Below are 18,374 nucleotides of genomic sequence, written 5' to 3'. Positions count from 1 at the left end.
GGCCGTCGCCGCGGGTGGCCGCACTCGTTGGGCCGGGCATGATCCTCTGGTTACTCAACAACCTCAGCACGTTCACCCTGGGCGTCCTCCTGGTCGGCGGCCTCACGGCCCTCGCGGTGGCCGGCAGCCTCGCCGCACGCCGCCGCTTCCCTCACCTGGCGGCCGGTGAACACAACGAGATGGTCGGGGTCGCCCTCGGCATGTTCGGCGCGATCTACGGGATCATCCTCGCGTTCGTGGTCGTCACGCTCTGGACGCAGTTGGAGAACACCCAGAACGTCGTCGCCAACGAGGCCACCGACCTCGCCCTGGTCGTCCGCAGCGCGGACGCGTTCCCCCCGGCCGCCCGCGCCGGCATCGACCGGGCGGTGGGCTCGTACGTCCACGCCGTGGTCGAGGTCCAGTGGCCGCTGATGCACGAGGGCAGGCCCAGCTTCGACGCGACCGCCGAACAGACGCGCGCCCTCTACGCGGCGCTCCAGGCGTACGAACCCCAGGGGCCGCGCAGCGAGACCTTCTACGAGGAGGCCGCGAACCGCCTCAACGACGTCGCGGCGCAGCGCCGGGCGCGGGTCACGATGGCGGAGACCTCACTGCCGACTCTGCTCCAGGTACTCGTGTACGGGGGAGCGCTGGTGATCCTGCCGCTCACGTTCCTGTTCGGGCTGCGGAGCTTGAAGATGCAGCTGCTGTTCGTGTCGGCGGTGGCGGCGCTCATCGGATTCAGCCTGCTGCTGGTGCTCGTCCTGGACCGCCCGTTCGCGGGGGAACTGAGCGTCAGCCCGGCCCCGTACAAGGAGGCGGCGCTGGCGCAGTTCTGGCCGGCGGGTGGCTAGCGCTGGGCCGGGGGCGGGAAAAGCAGGTGCGGCCCGCATGGCGGCCGCCTAGCTTGAGGCCGTGAGCAGCGACTATCCATTCGCCGATGGGCACAACCTCGTCTGGGACCTGACCGGGTTCGGCGCCGACGAGGAGATGGTCGAGTCCGTCACCCTGACCCGGGAGCAGTTCCTGGCGATACGGCACCTGTTCGGGCTGGGGGACGATCCCTGGATGGTGGCCGGTGAGTACCGCGTCGTGCCGGGCATCTGGGGCCACCTGCGTCAGGCCGTCCCGGGGCTCGGCTTCCACCGTGACGCGGACTACTACCTCGGCGCCCGTCAGGCCTTGCCTGACGGGCGCTTTTGGCGTCCGGCGGTGGGGGTGAGGGCCCCGGGGCCGATCCCGCCGCCCTGAGAGCCGTGGCGGGATGTGACAGAACCGCGTCATTGCGGCCGCCCCGGAGCGGGGACGACGATGGGCGCATGTCCGCCACCCGCCGTGTCGTCATCGCGGTCTTCCCCGATGTCGACCTCCTCGACGTCACCGGCCCGGCCGAGGTGTTCGCGCTCGCCAACCGGGAGACCGGGGGCCGGGCCGGGTACCGGGTGGAACTCGCCGGCCCGACGGCGGGTGCGGTGACCACGTCGGCGGGGGTGCGCCTGGTCGCGGACCTCGCGTTCGGCGACGTGGACGGGGTGCTGGACACGCTCCTGGTGCCCGGCGCCGTGGACCCGCACCCGGACGGGCCGGTCGCCCGGATCGACCGGGACGTGGTGGCGTGGCTGGAGAGGGTCGCGCCCCTGGCCCGGCGGGTGGCCTCGGTGTGCGTGGGCGCGCACCTCCTGGCCGCGGCCGGTCTGCTGGACGGGAAGACGGCCACCACCCACTGGTCGACCGCGGCCCAGCTGGCGGCCGACCACCCGGCGGTGACGGTCGACCCGGACCCCATCTTCGTACGGTGCGGGAACGTCTGGACCGGCGCCGGGATCAGCGCCTGCATGGATCTCGCGCTGGCGCTGGTGGCCGACGACCTGGGGGAGGAGGTGGCGCTGGCGGTGGCGCGGCAGCTGGTCATGTACCTCAAGCGGCAGGGCGGCCAGAGCCAGTTCTCCGTCCCGTTGAGCCGCCCGCCCGCCTCCCGCCGCGACATCGACGAGCTGCGGATGCACATCGCCGACCACCTGGACGGCGACCTGTCCGCCGCGGCCCTCGCGGCGCGGATGTGTCTGAGCGAGCGGCACTTCGCGCGGGTGTTCCGCCAGGAGACCGGCACGACCGCCGCCGCGTACGTCGAGGCCGCCCGGGTGGAGGCGGCGCGTCGTCTGCTGGAGAGCACCGACCGGCCGCTGGAGCAGATCGCCGCCGCCTGCGGGCTGGGCTCGGTGGAGACGCTCCACCGGGCGCTGCGCAAGCAGATCGGCACCACCCCGGCGGCCTACCGCCGTCGCTTCCGTACGACTCTCTGAATCCATTCCATCGACTGTTCGAGGAGCTTTGCCATGCCTTCTTCCACGAGCCTGCGCGACGTGATCGGTCTCGACAACGGGTTGCCGCGCCTCGCCGACACCACCCTCGTGATGATCGACTACCAGAACACCTACCGCAGCGGCGTCATGGCCCTCGAAGGTGCCGAGCGGGCCGTCACGGCCGGGGCCCGGCTGCTGTCGGCGGCGCGCGAGGCCGGGATTCCGGTGATTCACGTCGTCAACGACGGCGGCGAGGGCACCCCGTACGACATCCGCGCCGAGACCGGTGCGATCAGCGCGGAAGTCGCCCCGGTCGCCGGTGAGCCGGTGGTGGTCAAGCAGTTCCCCAACGCCTTCCACGAGACCGGACTGGAGAAGGTGCTGCACGAGGCCGGCGCGGGCAAGGAGCTGGTGCTGGCGGGGTTCATGACCCACATGTGCGTCACCTTCACCGCCGAGGGCGCCTTCCACCGCGGCTTCCGTCCCACGGTCGTCGCCGAGGCGACCGCCACGCGTGCGCTGACCGCCCCCGACGGCACCGTCCTGCCGGCCGCCGCGCTGCAGACGGCCGCACTGACGACGATCGCGGACCTGTTCGGCGTCGTCGCGCCCACGGTCGGGGACCTCACGGAGTAGCGGTGCCGTCCTGCTGCTTGCGGGCCCGCCGGGAGCGGAGCACCTCGATGGCGAGGGGCAGCAGGGACACGGCGACGACCAGGGCGACGATCGGCAAGAGGTACCGGTCCACGTTCGGGATCGAGGAGCCGAGCGCGTACCCCGCGAGGACCAGGCCGACCGTCCAGACGAGGCCGCCGATGACCTGCCACAGGGTGAAGACGCGGGCCGGGACGTTCAGGGCCCCGGCCAGCGGGTTGAGGACCGTACGGACGATGGGGACGAAGCGGGCCAGCACGATCGCCTTGGCGTGTCCGTACTTCGCGAGGAACTCCTCGGCACGTTCGGCGCCTTCGTGCAGCTTCCTGGACCGGCTGCGTTCCAGGAGGGCGCCGCCCGCGCGCCGCCCGATGAGGTAGCCGGTCTGGGCGCCCACCAGTGCGCCGGCCGCGGAGGCGGCCAGTACCAGCGGGAGCGAGAGCCTCGCGTCCCCGCCCGCGGTCCCGGCCGCGCACAGCAGGCCGGCGGTGAACAGCAGGGAGTCACCGGGCAGGAAGAACCCGACCAGCAGGCCGGTCTCCGCGAACATCACCACCGCGATGCCCGCGACACCGAAGGCGGCGAGGAGTGAATGCGCGTCGAGCAGGTTGACCGCGAGGTCGCTCGCGACGGGGACGCTCATGGGGGGACCTCTCGATGCGCGCGGCCGGCGGACCCGGCCGTTGGGGGACATCCGGTCGACTGCCATCCCGTAGACGGTGCACCGCACTGTAGGGGATCGCCACGGACGGCCGCCCGGGTTCGGCACGGGTGTCGGTCAGAGGTACCGGGCGAAGTCGTCCAGTACGCGCAGCACGTCCGGCTCCGCCGCGGGCGGCAGTTGCAGGACGACCTCCTCGATGCCGAGGTCCGCGTAGTGCGACAGCTTGCCCGGGGTGGGGCGGACCGCGTACGGGACCACCTGGAGGGCCTTCGGGTCGCGGCCCGCGTCCTCCCAGGCCCGGCGCAGCACCGGCAGGGACTCGGTGAGACCGCCGCCGCCGATGGGGAGCCAGCCGTCGGCGTGGTCGGCGACGGCCGCGAAGAGCTTCGGGCCGGCGGCGCCCCCGATGAGGGTGCGGGGGCCGTGCAGCGGGACGCCGGGGCGCAGTTCGCGGGAGGGGCGGGCCGGCTTGGGGTGGGCCTGGCTGGCCCGGACGGAGCCGAAGGCGCCCTCGTAGGGGGTGGGTTCGGGTGCCCACAGGGCGCGCATCAGGGCCAGGCGGTCCCGGACCAGTTCGCGCCGGGTGCGCCACTCGACGCCGTGGTCGGCGGCCTCCTCGACGTTCCAACCGTAGCCGACACCGAGGGTGAGGCGGCCGCCGGAGAGGTGGTCCAGCGTGGCGGCCTGCTTCGCGAGGACGATCGGGTCGTGCTGGGCGACCAGGGTGATGCCGGTACCGAGGGCGAGCCGCTCGGTGACGGCGGCGGCCTGGCCGAGCGCGACGAACGGGTCGAGGGTGCGGCCGTACTCCTCGGGGAGTTCGCCGCCCATGGGCGCGGCCGTGTCGCGGGTGACGGGGATGTGGGTGTGCTCGGGGAGGTAGAGGCCGAAGAAGCCGCGCTCCTCCAGGATGGGGGCGAGGCGGGTGGGGGTGATGGTGCGGTCGGTGAGGAAGATGGTCGTGGCGATCCGCATGGGTGATGGCACCTCCGAGACGTCGAACGCCCAACGTACGGCCCCCACGCCCCCGGGCGACACCCCGTCGGCGTCAGCCGCGCGGGTAGCGCGACAGCCAGCCCGGCGCGGAGGCGGAGGGGCCGTGCAGGGCCGGGCCCTGCGTCATCTCCAGCGCGAAGTCGTCGGCCAGCTCCAGGATCGTGGCGCGGCCCTCCAGGTCGGCCAGCCAGGCGGCCGGCAGGGCCGTCTCCCCGTGCAGGGCCCCGAGCAGCGCCCCGCACATGGCACCGGTGACCGTGGAGTCGCCGCCGTGGTTGACGGCGAGCCGCAGCCCGTGCGGGACGTCCTCGGCGACCAGGGCGCAGTACACGGCGACGGCCAGCGCGTCCTCGGCGTCGCGGCCGTCCCCCGGGGACAGCGATTCGACCGCCTTCGGGCTCGGTTCCCCCTGCGCGGCGGCCGACAGAGCGCGCTGGAGGGCGTCGGTGACCGGCTGGTGCGAGGCGCGCGCGCCGAGCAGGCCGAGGGCGCGCTGGACGGAGCCGTCCAGGGAGTCACCCCGGGTCAGGCCGTGGACGATGACGGCGAAGGCCCCCGCGGAGAGGAAGGCGGTGGGGTGCCCGTGGCTCTGCGTGGCGCACTCGACGGCGAGTTGCAGGACGAGGGCCGGTTCCCAGCCGACCAGCAGGCCGAAGGGCGCCGAGCGGACGGTCGCGGCGGCGTCCCGCGCGGTGGGGTTCTTCGGCTGGTCCGGGGTGCCGAGCATGTCGTCGGCGAAGCCGGTCATGCAGGCGCGGTCCGGGCCGCGGCGGGCGTAGAGCCACTCCTGCTGCGCGAGCCAGCCGTTGTCCTTGCGGCGCTCGTCGGGCCCCCAGTCGCGCTGGGTCGCGGCCCAGCGCAGGTAGGCCCGGTGGAGGTCGGTCGGCGGGTGCCAGCCGCCCGTGTCCCGGCGCACGTGGGCCCGGATCAGCCCGTCGACGGTGAAGAGCACGAGCTGCGTGGAGGCGGTGACGCTGCCCCGGCGTCCGTAGGCGGGGGCCGGCCCGGTCAGGCCGGCCAGGCCGTGGGTCTCGCGGATGCCGTCGAGGGACAGGCCGGCGACGGGTGCGCCGAGGGCGTCCCCGATCGCGGAGCCGAGCAGGGTGCCGCGGACCCGGCTGCGGAAGTCCTGCTGCTCGGCCCGGCCCCAGAGCGCGGTGGAGGTGGCGCCCGATGTGACGGCGGGTGCGGCCGGGCGTGCGCCGGTGCCCGCGGGAGCCGCCGCGTCCGGAAGGGCCGTAGGCGTCGCCGTGCTCGTGTCCATGCTGTTTCCCCCCAGGCTTTGGCGCGCACTGTAGTGGACAGGTTCGGTCGAACCCGGAGGGTATGAGTCACGTCGGGCAGAAGTGGTCGGAGAACGGCCGGAATCCGAACAGTTCAGGCCGTCCTTGCCCCCCGACCGGTCGACGACCGGTCGAGGGGCGTCCGTGTGCCGGAGTGCGGTGCGGCACGGGCGAGCGGCGTCAGCAGGCGAAGTCGACCCGGCGGAACGAGGCGTAGTGGTCCGCCGTGTAGTAGTCCTCGGCGGTCTGCTGCCCGGTGATGATGCGCCGGGCGCCACGGGTCGGGGAGCCCGGGGTGATGACCGTGTACTCGTGGTAGTACCCGGTGGTGCGGCCGGGCAGCAGGCCCTCGCGGTTCTGGAAGACGACGCCGTCCTGGGAGTACGGGAACGGGCCGCCCTGGTCGATGAGGTCGAGGGTGTCGTCCGCCTGCGAGGGCAGCGCGGAGTAACAGATCCGGCCGACCGAGGCGACGGAGGCGGACACGGAGGTGACGGAGGTGACGGGGGCGATGGGCGCGGCGGATGCGGCCGGGCCAGCGAGGAGGGCGGCGGCGAAGGCGGTGGCCGCGCCGAGGGCTGCGATGCGTGGGGAGATCCTCATGCCGGCCATGCTGACGCGCGTAGACCGGCGGCCGGAATGCCAACCGGCGTGTGTTCCCCACCTGTTCACCCACCTCGTGGCCGGCGGAACCGGGCCGCCGCCCGGCCGTAAGCCGTCGGCAACCCGGCGCCGCCCGCAGTCCCCCGGGGGAGCCCTCAGTCCACCAGCGGCAGCAGCTCCGGCAGGTGCCCGTCCGAGGCCTGCGCCGCGAGCCGGCGCTCCTGCGGCACCTCGCCGTACAGGGTCGTACGGGGCTTCGCCGGCCGCCCGGCGGCCGCCGCGACCGCGACCAGGTCCCGGACGGACTTGTACGAGCCGTAGGAGGAGCCCGCCATCCGCGAGATGGTCTCCTCCATCAGCGTGCCGCCCAGGTCGTTGGCGCCCGAGCGGAGCATCTCCGCCGCGCCCTCCGCGCCCAGCTTCACCCAGCTCGTCTGGATGTTGGTGATGTGCGGGTGCAGCAGGATCCGGGCCATCGCCGTCACCGCCCGGTTGTCGCGCACCGTCGGCCCGGGCCGGGCGATGCCCGCCAGGTACACGGGCGCGTTGGTGTGGATGAACGGCAGCGTCACGAACTCCGTGAAGCCGCCGGTCCGCTGCTGGATCCGGGCCAGTGTGCGCAGGTGCCCGAGCCAGTGGCGGGGCTGGTCCACGTGCCCGTACATCATCGTGGACGACGAGCGGATGCCCAGCTCGTGCGCCGTCGTGATCACGTCGATCCAGTCGGCCGTCGGCAGCTTCCCCTTGGTCAGCACCCAGCGGACCTCGTCGTCCAGGATCTCCGCCGCCGTACCCGGTATCGAGTCCAGCCCGGCCTCCTTGGCGGCCGTCAGCCACTCCCGTACGGACATCCCCGTCCGCGTGGCGCCGTTGACCACCTCCATCGGCGAGAACGCGTGGACGTGCATGCCCGGCACCCGCTCCTTCACCGCCCGCGCGATGTCGAAGTACGCCGTCCCGGGCAGGTCGGGGTGGATGCCGCCCTGCATGCACACCTCGACCGCGCCGACGTCCCACGCCTGCGCTGCCCTGTCCGCGACCTGGCCCAGCGAGAGCGTGTACGCGTCCGCGTCGGTGCGGCGCTGCGCGAACGCGCAGAACCGACAGCCGGTGTAGCAGACGTTGGTGAAGTTGATGTTCCGCGTGACGATGTACGTGACGTCGTCGCCCACCACCGACCTGCGCAGGTCGTCCGCGATCCGGCACAGCGCGTCCAGCGCGGGCCCGTCGGCGTGCAGCAGTGCCAGCGCCTGCCCGTCGGTCAGCTTCGTCGGGTCGTCGGCCGCCTGCGCGAGCGCCGCCCGCACGTCCGTGTCGATCCGCTCGGGCACCATGCCGGGCGCGGCGGCCTCGCGCAGGGCCTCCCAGTCGCCGTAGACGAGGTCGAAGTCCTCGCGCCGGTCGCCCGTACGCCCCTCGGTGTCGATGGTGGCGTGCAGGTCGGTGCGCCCGTAGGAGGCGAAGCTCTCGTCCGGTTCCTGCCACGGGTGGCCCGTCACCTCGGCGGCTTCGTCCGCGAGCCCGGTCCGGGGATCGGCGAGCGCCCGTACGTGCGGCAGCAGGCGCGGGTCCAGCCACGGCTCGCCGCGCTGCACGAACTCCGGGTACACGCACAGCCGTTCGCGGAGCTCGAAGCCTGCGGCCGCCGACTGCTCGGCCAGCAGGTCGATCTGGGGCCAGGGCCGCTCGGGGTTGACGTGGTCGGGCGTCAGCGGCGAGACGCCGCCCCAGTCGTCGATGCCGGCGCCGATCAGCCGCGCGTACTCCCCGTCGACCAGGTTGGGCGGAGCCTGGAGGCAGGCCGAGGGGCCCATGATGTGCCGGGCGACGGCGACCGTCGCCACGAGGTCGTCCAGCTCCGCATCCGGCATGCCGCGCATCGCCGTGTCCGGCTTGGCGCGGAAGTTCTGGATGATCAGTTCCTGGATGCCGTGGTAGGCGCGCGAGACGCGGCGCAGCGCGAACAGCGACTCCGCGCGCTCCTCGTACGTCTCGCCGATGCCGATGAGCAGGCCGGAGGTGAAGGGGACGGAGGAGCGCCCGGCGTCCTCCAGGACGCGCAGCCGGACCGCCGGCTCCTTGTCGGGCGAACCGTGGTGCGGGCCGCCCGGCTCGGACCACAGGCGGGTGGCGGTGGTCTCCAGCATCATCCCCATCGACGGGGCGACCGGCTTGAGGCGCTGGAAGTCGGCCCAGGACATGACGCCCGGGTTGAGGTGGGGGAGGAGACCCGTCTCCTCCAGGATGCGGATCGAGATGGCCCGTACGTAAGAGATGGTGTCGTCGTAGCCGTGCGCCTCCAGCCACTCGCGCGCCTCGGGCCAGCGGTCCTCGGGCTTGTCGCCGAGGGTGATGAGCGCTTCCTTGCAGCCGAGCGCGGCGCCGCGGCGGGCGATGTCGAGGACCTCGTCCGGCGACATGTACATCCCGTGACCGGCCCGGCGGAGCTTGCCGGGGACCGTCGCGAAGGTGCAGTAGTGGCACTTGTCGCGGCACAGGCGGGTGAGGGGGATGAACACGCTCTTCGAGTAGGTGATCACGCCCGGCCGGCCGGCCGCGGCGAGACCGGCGTCGCGGACCCGGGCGGCGGAGGCGGCGAGGTCCGCCAGGGCCTCACCGCGTGCCTGGAGGAGCACGGCCGCCTCGGTCGCGTCGAGCGCGACGCCGTCCCGGGCCCGCCGGAGCGCGCGGCGCATCGCGTTGTCGGTCGGGGCGTCACTCGCAGTGGTCATGCGCCGAGCATACGATCCGGTCGGCCGGGCCGGGGGAGCGTCATCGCATCAGCTCCCCGGCGTTGACCAGCAGCGACTGGCCGGTTATGGCCCGCGCGCGGTCGGAGGCGAAGAAGACGGCGGCGTCCGCGACGTCCCGGTCCGTGGCGAGGTCCGGCAGCGCCATGCGGTCGGTGAGCCGGGCCCGAACGTCGGCCTCCGGCACGCCCTCGGAGTGCGCGGTGAACGTCACGAAGGCCTGCACGGGCGGCCCCCACATCCACCCCGGCAGCACGGTGTTGACGCGGATCCGGTGGGGGCCGAGCTCCCGCGCCATGGAGTACATGGCGGAGGTCAGCGCCCCTTTGGACGCGGCATACGCGGCCTGTTGCACCTGGGTGGGGGAGGCCACGGCGGACTGGGTGCCGATGATGACGACGGACCCGCCGGCCCGCTTGAGCGCGGGCAGGCAGGCCCGGGTCATGCGCAGGGTGCCGAGGAGGTTGACGTCGATGACCTGCTGCCAGGTGCCGAAGTCGGCGTCTTCGAGGCCGCCGAAGTACGAGTCCCAGGCGGCGACGTGCACGACGGCGTCGATGCCGCCGAACCGCTCCACGGCGAGGGCGGCGAGGGCCTCGCACTGCGCCTCGTCGGTGATGTCGGTGGGGCGGTGGGCGGTGTGCGCGCCGTCGGGGTCGATCTCGGCGGCGGCCTTGACGAGGTTCGCCTCCGTCCGTGCCCCGAGCACGGCGTTGCCCCCGTCCCGCACGACGGCGGCCCCCACCTGATGCCCGAGCCCGGCCCCGACCCCGGAGACGACGACGGTCTTCCCGCGAAGCAGCATGACCCCTCCTCTGCCTATCTGACGGCTCGTCAGACTAGGCCTGCCGCCCCCGTATGGGAAGGCGCAGGCGTGGGCTTCCGGACGGAGCGCCGGAGCGCCGGTCAGGCCAGGAAGCGCTCGACGGCCTCGCGAGCCCGGGCGTTCGATGCCGCGGCCTCGGCCAGCGCCCGCGCGAGGGCGCCGATCCACTCCTCAAGGGTCACCGGCCGCCGCGACAGCACGACGCCCCGCACCTCGTGGCAGACCTCCCCCACCACTCGGCCCCGGTCCACCCGCAAGGACAGCCGCTGCTCCCCGAGCGCGACGTCCAGTTCGGCGACCGAACCCCCTCGCCCGGCCATCCGTTCCACGACGGAGCGCCTGCGCTTGACCCGTACGGCCCCGGCCGGCAACGAGTCCGCCAGGGTCGCCGACAGTACCTCGGCGTAGAGGTTCAGGTCCGCGCTGTCCCGCCGCAGCGCGGCGGCCAGCAGTTCCACGTCCATCTCAGGCATCGAGCCCCAGCACCATGGTCGGTCGCTCGATGACGTGGTCGTCGCGAAGCGGGCGCACCGCCGTGCCGATCGCGAAGAACTCCGTGGTGTGCGCGCCCCAGGTGTGCGAGTGCTGCCTCAACCGGACCGCCACGATCCCCTCGGCCTCCAGGGCCTGCCCTTCCGCTTGCATGCGGCTCATCGCCAGCTCGCGTGCGTCGTAGAGGGCCTGGGTGAACTGCTCGATCTCGACGTTGCGGCCCGTGGTGCTGAGCACCTGGGCGAAGCGCTGGTGCGCCACGTGGTAGACGCAGGACCCCATGACCATGTCCAGCGGCGCGTATCCGGCCCGTATCAGCGTCCAGAAATCCTGGCCGGACAGGTCCGACGTGAACGGCTTGCCCTTGTTGTTGAGCCAGGTCCCGCCCGGCCCCGGGTCCGCCCCGTCCGCCTTCACCGCCGTGCCGACCGCGATGAACTCGGCGATGTCCGAGCCGAACTCCTTGAACTGGATGTCCAGCCGCACCCCGACGACCCCGTCGGCGCCAAGCGCGCCCGCCTCCGCCTCCATCCGGCTCATCGCCAGGTCGCGCGCGTGGTACATGGCCTGTGACAGCTTGGTCAGTTCCTGGTTCTTCGACCACCGGCCGAGCTGGATCCCCACGTGGTAGACGGAGGAGCCGAGGACCAGGCCGAGCGGGCGGAATCCGGCCTCCCGTACCAGCAGGAACTCATTCACCGTCAGGTCCGAGGTGAAGAGCGAACCCTTCTTCCCCGGCCGGAGCTGCGCGAGCCGCCGCATCGCGTCCTCGGACACCGTTCGCTCGGTCATGTCAGCGCTCGCGCTCCAGTCTCATGATGGTCAGTGGTCCGGGACCGGCGGGCCGCTCCGAGCGGCCGAACCGGGCGATGGCGGTTCCGAGGAGGACGGCCTCGGCCGTGAGGTCGCGCGAGTACCCGTACGTGGGGCACTCGTTCTCGCTCACGCGCAACCGCACCTCGTCCGCCACCACCCCGTCGCCGCCGTGCTTGGCCGCCTCGACGGCCAGTTGGTCCCGGGCCTCCCGGCGGACTTGGTTGATCAGCAGGGTATGGCCGTCGACCTCCTGGTTGCCGGCGGTCCAGCGGACCCGGCGGGAAGTGCGCCAGTCGTCGTGCCGGGTGTCGAGGGCGATGCCGAAGGCGAGACCGGTGGGAACCCATCCGGCGTCCAGGAGCTTGGCGAAGTCCTGGCCGCTCAGGTGCGAGGTGAAGGGCTGGGGCGGCCGGACGCGGGAACGGGCGCGGACCGCGGTACCGAGCGCGGTGAACTCCACACTCTCCGCCTGGAACCCGGCGACGTGCAGCCGCACGCCGACGATCCCGTCGCCACCGAGGGCGCGGCACTCGGTCACCGCGCGGGCCAGCGCCAGCTTGCGGGCCGCGTACATCGCGCTCACCAGCGGCGATAAGGATGACGTCCACTTCGAGGCGGGCACCTTGGCGCCGCCGGTGACCGACCACGCGCCCGGGCAGCCCCAGAGACCGCTGTACCCGATGTTGTAGACGGCCGTGCCGAGCACCAGCCCGACCGGATCGAACCCGACGGCCTTGACCGCCGTGAACTCCTCCGCCGACAGCGCCGAGTCCCAGGTACCGCCGATCTGCTGTGTCATCGACCCCTCGGCTCGCCCTCGAACTGTCGTGCGGCAGCGTATGTCATCGCGGGGCTCGACGAAACGGAGATCAACCGACCTCGGGCGGAACGGGGGTCGCCTGGTGGTAGTACATGCGCCAGGTGTCGTCCTCGGCGTGCCGCCGCCAGAGCGAGCTCCGCCGGGCCCGCTGTCCATCGATCACGGTCGTGTAGGTGAGCTGCACCAGCCCGGGGGCCAGTACGGCACCGGCCATCTCCGACGGCTCGTAGCGCGGCCCGTCCTCGGCCGCCCCTTCCATCTCGGGCAGTGCCGCCAGCATCTCGTCATACGTCCAACGCCGCCCCGACGCGCCGACCTCCACGAACTCCGGGTCGAGGAGCCGGCGTACGAGCGCCCGGGACGTGCGCACCCCGGGTTCCATCAACCGCAACTCGCCCGCGATCGCCGCGCCCACCTCGTCTGAGTCATCCACCCCGCCATCTTCGTACAGCGGGCCGCCCTCGCCGTGGGCGGCTTCGCCCAGCCGACGGCGGCGCGTCGGACACCGGATGAGGCCAGCGGGCTCCGCCTCCACCCCGTCCCACTGCCTCCGCCCCTCCCCCGAGACCCCGGGGACGGTACCCACCCCCCAGGGGGTCAGAAGCCGGCCCGGCACCGGCAGGAGCCGTCCCCCACACACCCCCCAAAGCCCCCCAGCCGCCCCCACGCGGGCAACCCGCCCAAACCGCTCCCCGCGCCACCCCCCATGCCCCGCCCACCGTCGAACATCTGACGAAGGTGAGACGAATGGCGTGTCATATCTGCCAGGCCGACGGCGAGTCGCGGCCGAAGACCTGATAGACAGAATATTCACGGCTCGACCAGCCACACGTCCTGCCGGCCGCCTTGGGGGGATCGCCGCACTGTGAAGCCGCTTCACCGCCACGTAGTCAACACTTCGCGCAAAGTCCTGTGCACGGCCGCACTCGCGGCCAGCCTGACCACCGCCGCGGTGGTGACCAACACGCCCACCGCCGGGGCGGGGGAGTCCGAGCCCACGCCCGACAGCCCGCAGGCCACCGACCGCGGTGACGCCCGGCTGGATCTGCCCGGACTGGTCGCCGACCCGCCCGCGCCGCCCGGAGCCGTCGCGCCCGAGGGGGGCAGCGGCATACCCGGGACGGCGCTCGACGCCTACAAGCGGGCCGCGGTGTCGGTTGCCGCCGCGCTGCCGCACTGCAACCTGCCCTGGGAACTGGTCGCGGGCATAGGCAGGGTCGAGTCCGTGCACGCCTCCGGCTACGGGCTCAAGTCCGACGGTTCCACCGAGAAGCCGATCCGCGGCCCCCGCCTCGACGGCAACGGCTACGCGGAGATCAAGGACACCGACAAGGGCGAGTGGGACGCGGACACCGAGTACGACCGCGCCGTCGGGCCGCTCCAGTTCATCCCGTCCACCTGGAAGACGTGGGGCGCCGACGGCAACGGCGACGGCCGGCGCGACCCGAACAACATCTACGACGCGGCGCTGGGCGCCGGCCTCTACCTCTGCGCGGGCGACCGGGACCTCTCCGACCCGGCCAAGCTCGACCAGGCGATCCTCAGCTACAACAACTCCCGCGACTACGTGAATTCCGTACTCGGGTACATGCGCCAGTACAAGGAGGGCGGCGTGGCCGAGGTGCCGAACCCGCCCGCGGGCAACTACCCGACGCCCCCGGTCACTGCCCCCCTGCCCACCCCGCACCCCCCGGCGCCCCAGCCGTCCGCCCCCAAGCCCTCGTCGCCCAAGCCGCCGGCCCAGCCCGAGAAGCCGAAGCCGACGGCCCCCCGGCTGGCCAAGTTCGAGCTGGTCGGCGATCCGGAGCTCAAGGCCGAGACCGGGGCCGCGTTGACCCCGGGCGCCAAGTTCAAGGCGGTGCTCTCCGACGGCAAGCCGGCCGTCGGGCAGAAGGTCGTGTTCGCCGTCGAGGCGGACACCACCGGCGGCACGGTCTTCCAGGCGGACAAGAAGGACAACGCCGTCGTCCTCACCGACGCCCAGGGCTTCGCCGCCGTGCCCGGGCTCACCGCCGGGCCGAAGGACGGCACCTTCTCCTTCCGCGCCTCGGCCTACGACGCCGACAACTTCACGGTGGTGCTCAAGGGCACCGTCACCGCGAAGCCGGTCGCGGACCTGCTGGTGCGGGCCGACCACGGTACGAAGCCGCTGGAGGCCGTCGTCGGCACCGGCGTCAAGGACTTCCAGCTGGTCGCCTCGTACCAGGGCCTGCCGGTCGCCGGTACGAAGACCAGCGCGGGCCTGGTCGTGAAGGACGCCGCCGGCGTGTGGGTCCCGGTGGACCCGGCCAAGGCGACCGGTCCGTACTTCAAGGGCCAGGACGGCAAGAAGCTGTTCACCCTGGACCTCGCCCCGAGCGGCGCCGACGGCAAGATCACCCTGCCGGAGCTGTTCACCACCGACGTGGAACCGGGTACGTACGTCCTCCGGGTCGTCACGCCGGAGAAGGTCGAGCTGCTCCTGGAGCTCAAGATCACCGCTCCGGCGACGCCCGACCCCACCCCGACGCCCACCGCCCCCACGGCCCCCACCCCCACCGCCCCGACCCCCACCGCCACGGCCACCAAGCGGTAGGGGAACCCGCACCGGAACCCGTAGAGCCGTAGAGCAGAGCGACGCCCCCGGCACCGTACGCAGGTGCGGGGGGCGCTCCATGCGCCGCACCCGCCCAAGCTGCGCCGGAACCCGCACGAAAGGCAGGAGCCCCGCCACCTCCGCTCGCACGGAGGAGGCAGGGCTCCTTGGGTACTGCTATCAGCTAATCCAACCGCGATCCGGTCGGCCAGGCGACTAGGCCGGGGTGACGTTCTCCGCCTGCGGGCCCTTCGGACCCTGCGTGACGTCGAAGTTGACCTGCTGGTTCTCCTCCAGGGAGCGGAAGCCAGAGGCGTTGATCGCGGAGTAGTGGACGAAGACATCCGGGCCGCCGCCGTCCTGGGCGATGAAGCCGAAGCCCTTTTCAGCGTTGAACCACTTCACGGTTCCGGTAGCCATGAGCCCTCCTATGGGCCAAAGGGTCGCCCTGCTCCAGAACCTGCTAAGAAGTCTGAAAACTACAAAAGCCTGCGGGTCACATTCTCCGCAGGCCTCGTACTGCAAGGGAAACCAAACTGCAACTTGCGTCGAGCCTAGCACGCACCCTGCGGCCGAGACCAGAGGGAAAGATCACGTCACTCGGACGTTTGAGACCCGCCCGAAGGCTGACGGGACCCCGGGGGCTAGTCTCGCGATGTGGACGTCTATCGCAGCCGGCCCCGAGTCGGCCACATCCAGTTCCTGAACTGCCTTCCCCTCTACTGGGGGCTGGCCAGAACCGGCACGCTGCTGGACCTGGAGCTGACGAAGGACACCCCGGAGAAGCTGAGCGAACGGCTCGTCCAGGGGGACCTGGACATCGCGCCGATCACCCTCGTGGAGTTCCTGCGCAACGCCGACCAGCTCGTCGCCTTCCCCGACCTCGCCGTCGGCTGCGACGGCCCCGTCATGTCCTGCGTGATCGTCTCGCAGGTCCCCCTGGACCAGCTCGACGGCGCCCGGGTGGCCCTCGGATCGACCTCCCGGACCTCCGTCCGCCTCGCCCAGCTGCTCCTCGCCGAGCAGTACGGAGTCCGGCCCGACTACTACACCTGCCCCCCTGACCTGGGGCTGATGATGCAGGAGGCCGAGGCGGCGGTCCTGATCGGGGACGCCGCGCTGCGCGCTTCGCTGCACGACGCCCCCCGGCTCGGCCTGGCCGTGCACGACCTGGGGCTGATGTGGAAGGAGTGGACCGGGCTGCCGTTCGTCTTCGCCGTCTGGGCCGCTCGCAAGGACTACCTCGCCCGCGAGCCCGTCGTCGTGCGCAAGGTCCACGAGGCCTTCCTCGCCTCCCGGGACGTCTCCCTGGAGGAGGTCACCAAGGTGGCCGAGCAGGCGGCGCGCTGGGAGGCCTTCGACGCCGAGCTCCTGGAGCGGTACTTCACCACCCTCGACTTCCGCTTCGGCCCGGACCAGCTGGCCGGCGTGCGTGAATTCGCCCGCCGGACCGGCTCCGCCTCGGGGTACGCGGCGGACGTGGCGGTGGAACTGCTGGCCGCGGCCGCGCCGGGGCATTAGCGGGGCTTATATCCGCGACCCGAACCGGAGGGGCGGGGGAACGCGTGAGCGATCCCTTTCCGTATCGCGGAACGGGGAATGGCGAATGGCCCGTTTCCCGGGAATTCGTTCCCCTTTCACTTTCGGGGGCCGGCGGACGAAGGGCGGCAATCGACGGCAGGGGCCAAGATCGCCGACGTCCCGCCCCCCTCCGGGATACCGGATGGCGGATACCGCCGCCGCTCCCGGCCGCCCCGCCCTAAGGTGCTCAGTGGCCACGTCACAGGGGATCACGGGGACGGACGGGGGAGGGACGCGATGCAGCCGCTCGAAGCCGACGACCCGCGGACCATCGGCGCGTACCGGCTGCTCGGCCGGCTCGGCGCGGGCGGCATGGGACGGGTGTACCTCGGGCGGAACGCGGGGGGCCGGACCGTCGCCGTGAAGGTCGTGCACCCGCAGTTCGCCGCCGACCCGGAGTTCCGCGCCAGGTTCCGCCGGGAGGTCGCGGCCGCCCGGCGGGTCGGCGGGGAGTGGACGGCGCCCGTGCTGGACGCCGACCCGGAAGCGGCGGTGCCGTGGGTGGCGGCCGGGTACGTGGCGGGCCCCTCCCTGGACCGGGCGGTCGCCGCGTACGGCGCGCTGCCCGAGGCCTCCGTACGGGCCGTCGGCGAGGGGCTGGCCCGCGCCCTGGTGGCGGTGCACGCGCTGGGCCTCGTACACCGGGACGTGAAGCCGTCGAACGTGATGCTGACGCTGGACGTCCCCGGGCCCCGGCTGATCGACTTCGGGATCGCCCGGGCCACCGCGGGCACCGCCTCCCTCACCTCCACCGGGGTCTCCGTCGGCTCGCCGGGCTATATGGCGCCCGAGCAGATCATCGGCGGTGGCGTCACGGGCGCGGCGGACGTGTTCTCGCTCGGGGCGGTGCTCGCCTTCGCGGCGAGCGGGCGGCCGCCCTTCACCGGGGACCACTCGGCGGCGCTGCTCTACAAGGTGGTGCACGAGCCGCCGGAGCTCGACGGGGTCCCGCCCGGGGAGTTGCGCGAGCTCGTCGAAGCCTGCCTGGCCAAGGCCCCCGCCGACCGCCCGGCTCCGGCGGCGATCTCGGCGGCGCTGGACGGCGCCCTGCGCACGCCGGGGTGGCTGCCCGCGCCCCTGGTGGAGGAGGCGAGCCGCGCGGCGGTGGCGCTGCTGAACCTCGACTCCGAGGTGGGCGGGGGCCCGGACCCGTACGGCCACGGCCCCTACGGGCCGCCCGACAGCGGGGGTTCGCCGAGTCGGCCCCGTTCGCCGAGTGTTCCGAGTTCCCCGAGTTCCCCCAACCACGCAGATTCCCTGGGCCACGCCGACACCCGGACGGGCGGCGGGGGTGCGCCGCGGCCCCCTGAGGGATCCGAGGGCGACCGCCGCGGCCGGCGCCGCGTCAGCTGCACGGTGGTCGTCACGGTGGCCGTGGTGCTGGCGGCGCTGTCGGGCGGCCTGTACGGGCTGGATCTGCTGCCCGGGCAGGGCGCGGCGGGCCGACGGCCGCCGGCCGGCAGCAAGCCGTCGACCTCGGCCGGCCCCTCCACCGGCAGCCCCACTCCTACGCCGTCGACCACCCCCGGGGGCACCCGGGACACCGTCCCGAAGGCGCTGATCGGCACATGGAAGGGGACGACCACCACCAACCTCGGGGCGCCCGGGCAGTTCGAGATCACCATCAAGGGCGGCAGGACCGGCGAGGTGGTGGCCCGCGACAAGTCGGTCGTCCCGCTCTTCGACACCGACTGCAGCGGCGACTGGAAGCTGGCCTCCGCCACCGACCGCTCCCTCGTCCTCGACAGCGCCGGCGGCCCCAACCCGGCCCCCGGCATCTGCTCCGGTGGCTCGGCCGACGAGCGCTTCACCCTCAACCCGAACGGAACCCTCCACTACAAGTCCGGCGACCGGGCGGCCGGAAACCCGGAGGGCGACCTCACCCGCAGTCCCTGAGCCCGCAGTCCGCGACGCTGCCCGTGAGTCCGCGAGCCCGTGAGCCCGCGACCCCTGAGCCCACGACCCGTACGCCCGTACTCCGCACCCCGTGAGCCGTGAGCCCCGCGCCGGACCCCGGCCCCCCGGACCC

18 protein-coding genes are annotated in these 18,374 nt (G+C 73.0%); 7 read left to right on the top strand and 11 right to left on the bottom strand.

Features of this window, described 5'->3' with window-relative positions; translation table 11 throughout:
- Positions 1-38: 38 nt before the first annotated feature.
- The 4 genes from ACIA6C_RS09745 (at position 39) to ACIA6C_RS09730 (ending at position 2,921) form a co-directional block, all read left to right on the top strand.
- Positions 39-836 carry a DUF4239 domain-containing protein gene (locus ACIA6C_RS09745; protein WP_399274076.1) on the top strand — a complete coding sequence of 266 codons (798 nt, stop codon included), beginning with the start codon at positions 39-41 and terminating at the stop codon, positions 834-836.
- A 61-nt stretch (positions 837-897) separates the two neighbouring features.
- A complete protein-coding gene (locus ACIA6C_RS09740; protein ID WP_399274074.1) occupies positions 898-1,233 on the top strand; it encodes a hypothetical protein in 336 nt (111 codons plus the stop codon).
- Between the two features lie 68 nt (positions 1,234-1,301).
- Positions 1,302-2,285 (top strand): GlxA family transcriptional regulator, encoded by a 984-nt coding sequence (locus ACIA6C_RS09735; RefSeq protein ID WP_399274072.1) that lies wholly within the window; start codon positions 1,302-1,304, stop codon positions 2,283-2,285.
- A gap of 33 nt (positions 2,286-2,318) precedes the next feature.
- The gene (locus tag ACIA6C_RS09730; protein WP_399274070.1) at positions 2,319-2,921 is read left to right on the top strand and encodes a cysteine hydrolase family protein; all 603 of its coding nucleotides are present in this window, start codon (positions 2,319-2,321) and stop codon (positions 2,919-2,921) included.
- On the opposite strand, the gene ACIA6C_RS09725 is transcribed toward ACIA6C_RS09730, so the two are convergent.
- From ACIA6C_RS09725 to ACIA6C_RS09680, 10 genes are all read right to left on the bottom strand, one after another.
- Complete coding sequence (locus ACIA6C_RS09725) at positions 2,911-3,582, bottom strand: DedA family protein (protein WP_399274068.1); 672 nt, start codon at positions 3,580-3,582, stop codon at positions 2,911-2,913. The two genes, ACIA6C_RS09730 and ACIA6C_RS09725, sit on opposite strands and share 11 nt — an antisense overlap.
- 135 nt (positions 3,583-3,717) lie before the next feature.
- A complete protein-coding gene (locus ACIA6C_RS09720) occupies positions 3,718-4,578 on the bottom strand; it encodes a TIGR03619 family F420-dependent LLM class oxidoreductase (RefSeq protein WP_399274066.1) in 861 nt (286 codons plus the stop codon).
- Positions 4,579-4,651: 73 nt separating this feature from the next.
- Entirely contained in the window at positions 4,652-5,863 is a 1,212-nt protein-coding gene (locus tag ACIA6C_RS09715) for an ADP-ribosylglycohydrolase family protein (RefSeq protein ID WP_399274064.1), read from the bottom strand.
- A gap of 199 nt (positions 5,864-6,062) precedes the next feature.
- Positions 6,063-6,485: a ribonuclease domain-containing protein gene (locus tag ACIA6C_RS09710; protein ID WP_399274062.1), complete on the bottom strand. Its 423-nt coding sequence runs from the start codon at positions 6,483-6,485 to the stop codon at positions 6,063-6,065.
- Between the two features lie 155 nt (positions 6,486-6,640).
- Complete coding sequence (locus ACIA6C_RS09705) at positions 6,641-9,217, bottom strand: bifunctional FO biosynthesis protein CofGH (protein ID WP_399274060.1); 2,577 nt, start codon at positions 9,215-9,217, stop codon at positions 6,641-6,643.
- 40 nt (positions 9,218-9,257) lie between these two features.
- Positions 9,258-10,040 carry an SDR family oxidoreductase gene (locus ACIA6C_RS09700; RefSeq protein WP_399274058.1) on the bottom strand — a complete coding sequence of 261 codons (783 nt, stop codon included), beginning with the start codon at positions 10,038-10,040 and terminating at the stop codon, positions 9,258-9,260.
- 101 nt (positions 10,041-10,141) lie between these two features.
- Entirely contained in the window at positions 10,142-10,534 is a 393-nt protein-coding gene (locus ACIA6C_RS09695) for a hypothetical protein (protein ID WP_399274056.1), read from the bottom strand.
- On the bottom strand, positions 10,527-11,345 hold the full coding sequence (locus ACIA6C_RS09690; RefSeq protein ID WP_399274054.1) for a heavy metal-binding domain-containing protein: 819 nt from the start codon (positions 11,343-11,345) through the stop codon (positions 10,527-10,529). The genes ACIA6C_RS09695 and ACIA6C_RS09690 overlap by 8 nt, the downstream gene beginning before the upstream one ends.
- A gap of 1 nt (position 11,346) precedes the next feature.
- Positions 11,347-12,168 carry a heavy metal-binding domain-containing protein gene (locus tag ACIA6C_RS09685; protein WP_399274052.1) on the bottom strand — a complete coding sequence of 274 codons (822 nt, stop codon included), beginning with the start codon at positions 12,166-12,168 and terminating at the stop codon, positions 11,347-11,349.
- A gap of 70 nt (positions 12,169-12,238) precedes the next feature.
- Positions 12,239-12,571: a DUF4440 domain-containing protein gene (locus ACIA6C_RS09680; RefSeq protein WP_399274552.1), complete on the bottom strand. Its 333-nt coding sequence runs from the start codon at positions 12,569-12,571 to the stop codon at positions 12,239-12,241.
- A gap of 483 nt (positions 12,572-13,054) precedes the next feature.
- Between ACIA6C_RS09680 and ACIA6C_RS09675 the strand changes: the two genes are divergently transcribed.
- Positions 13,055-14,764: a lytic murein transglycosylase gene (locus ACIA6C_RS09675; RefSeq protein WP_399274050.1), complete on the top strand. Its 1,710-nt coding sequence runs from the start codon at positions 13,055-13,057 to the stop codon at positions 14,762-14,764.
- A gap of 216 nt (positions 14,765-14,980) precedes the next feature.
- On the opposite strand, the gene ACIA6C_RS09670 is transcribed toward ACIA6C_RS09675, so the two are convergent.
- Positions 14,981-15,184, bottom strand: a complete 204-nt coding sequence (locus ACIA6C_RS09670; protein ID WP_007265804.1) for a cold-shock protein — start codon at positions 15,182-15,184, stop codon at positions 14,981-14,983.
- 237 nt (positions 15,185-15,421) lie between these two features.
- Between ACIA6C_RS09670 and ACIA6C_RS09665 the strand changes: the two genes are divergently transcribed.
- Both ACIA6C_RS09665 and ACIA6C_RS09660 read left to right on the top strand, forming a co-directional pair.
- Positions 15,422-16,285: a menaquinone biosynthetic enzyme MqnA/MqnD family protein gene (locus ACIA6C_RS09665; RefSeq protein ID WP_399274048.1), complete on the top strand. Its 864-nt coding sequence runs from the start codon at positions 15,422-15,424 to the stop codon at positions 16,283-16,285.
- A 297-nt stretch (positions 16,286-16,582) separates the two neighbouring features.
- Positions 16,583-18,241 (top strand): serine/threonine-protein kinase, encoded by a 1,659-nt coding sequence (locus ACIA6C_RS09660; protein WP_399274046.1) that lies wholly within the window; start codon positions 16,583-16,585, stop codon positions 18,239-18,241.
- The last annotated feature ends 133 nt before the right edge of the window (positions 18,242-18,374 follow it).

This window comes from Streptomyces sp. NPDC051578 (genome assembly GCF_044454045.1).
Lineage (GTDB): Bacteria > Actinomycetota > Actinomycetes > Streptomycetales > Streptomycetaceae > Streptomyces.
Note: the sequence above shows the minus strand (reverse complement) of the source record. Positions and strands in the feature narration are given on the sequence as shown.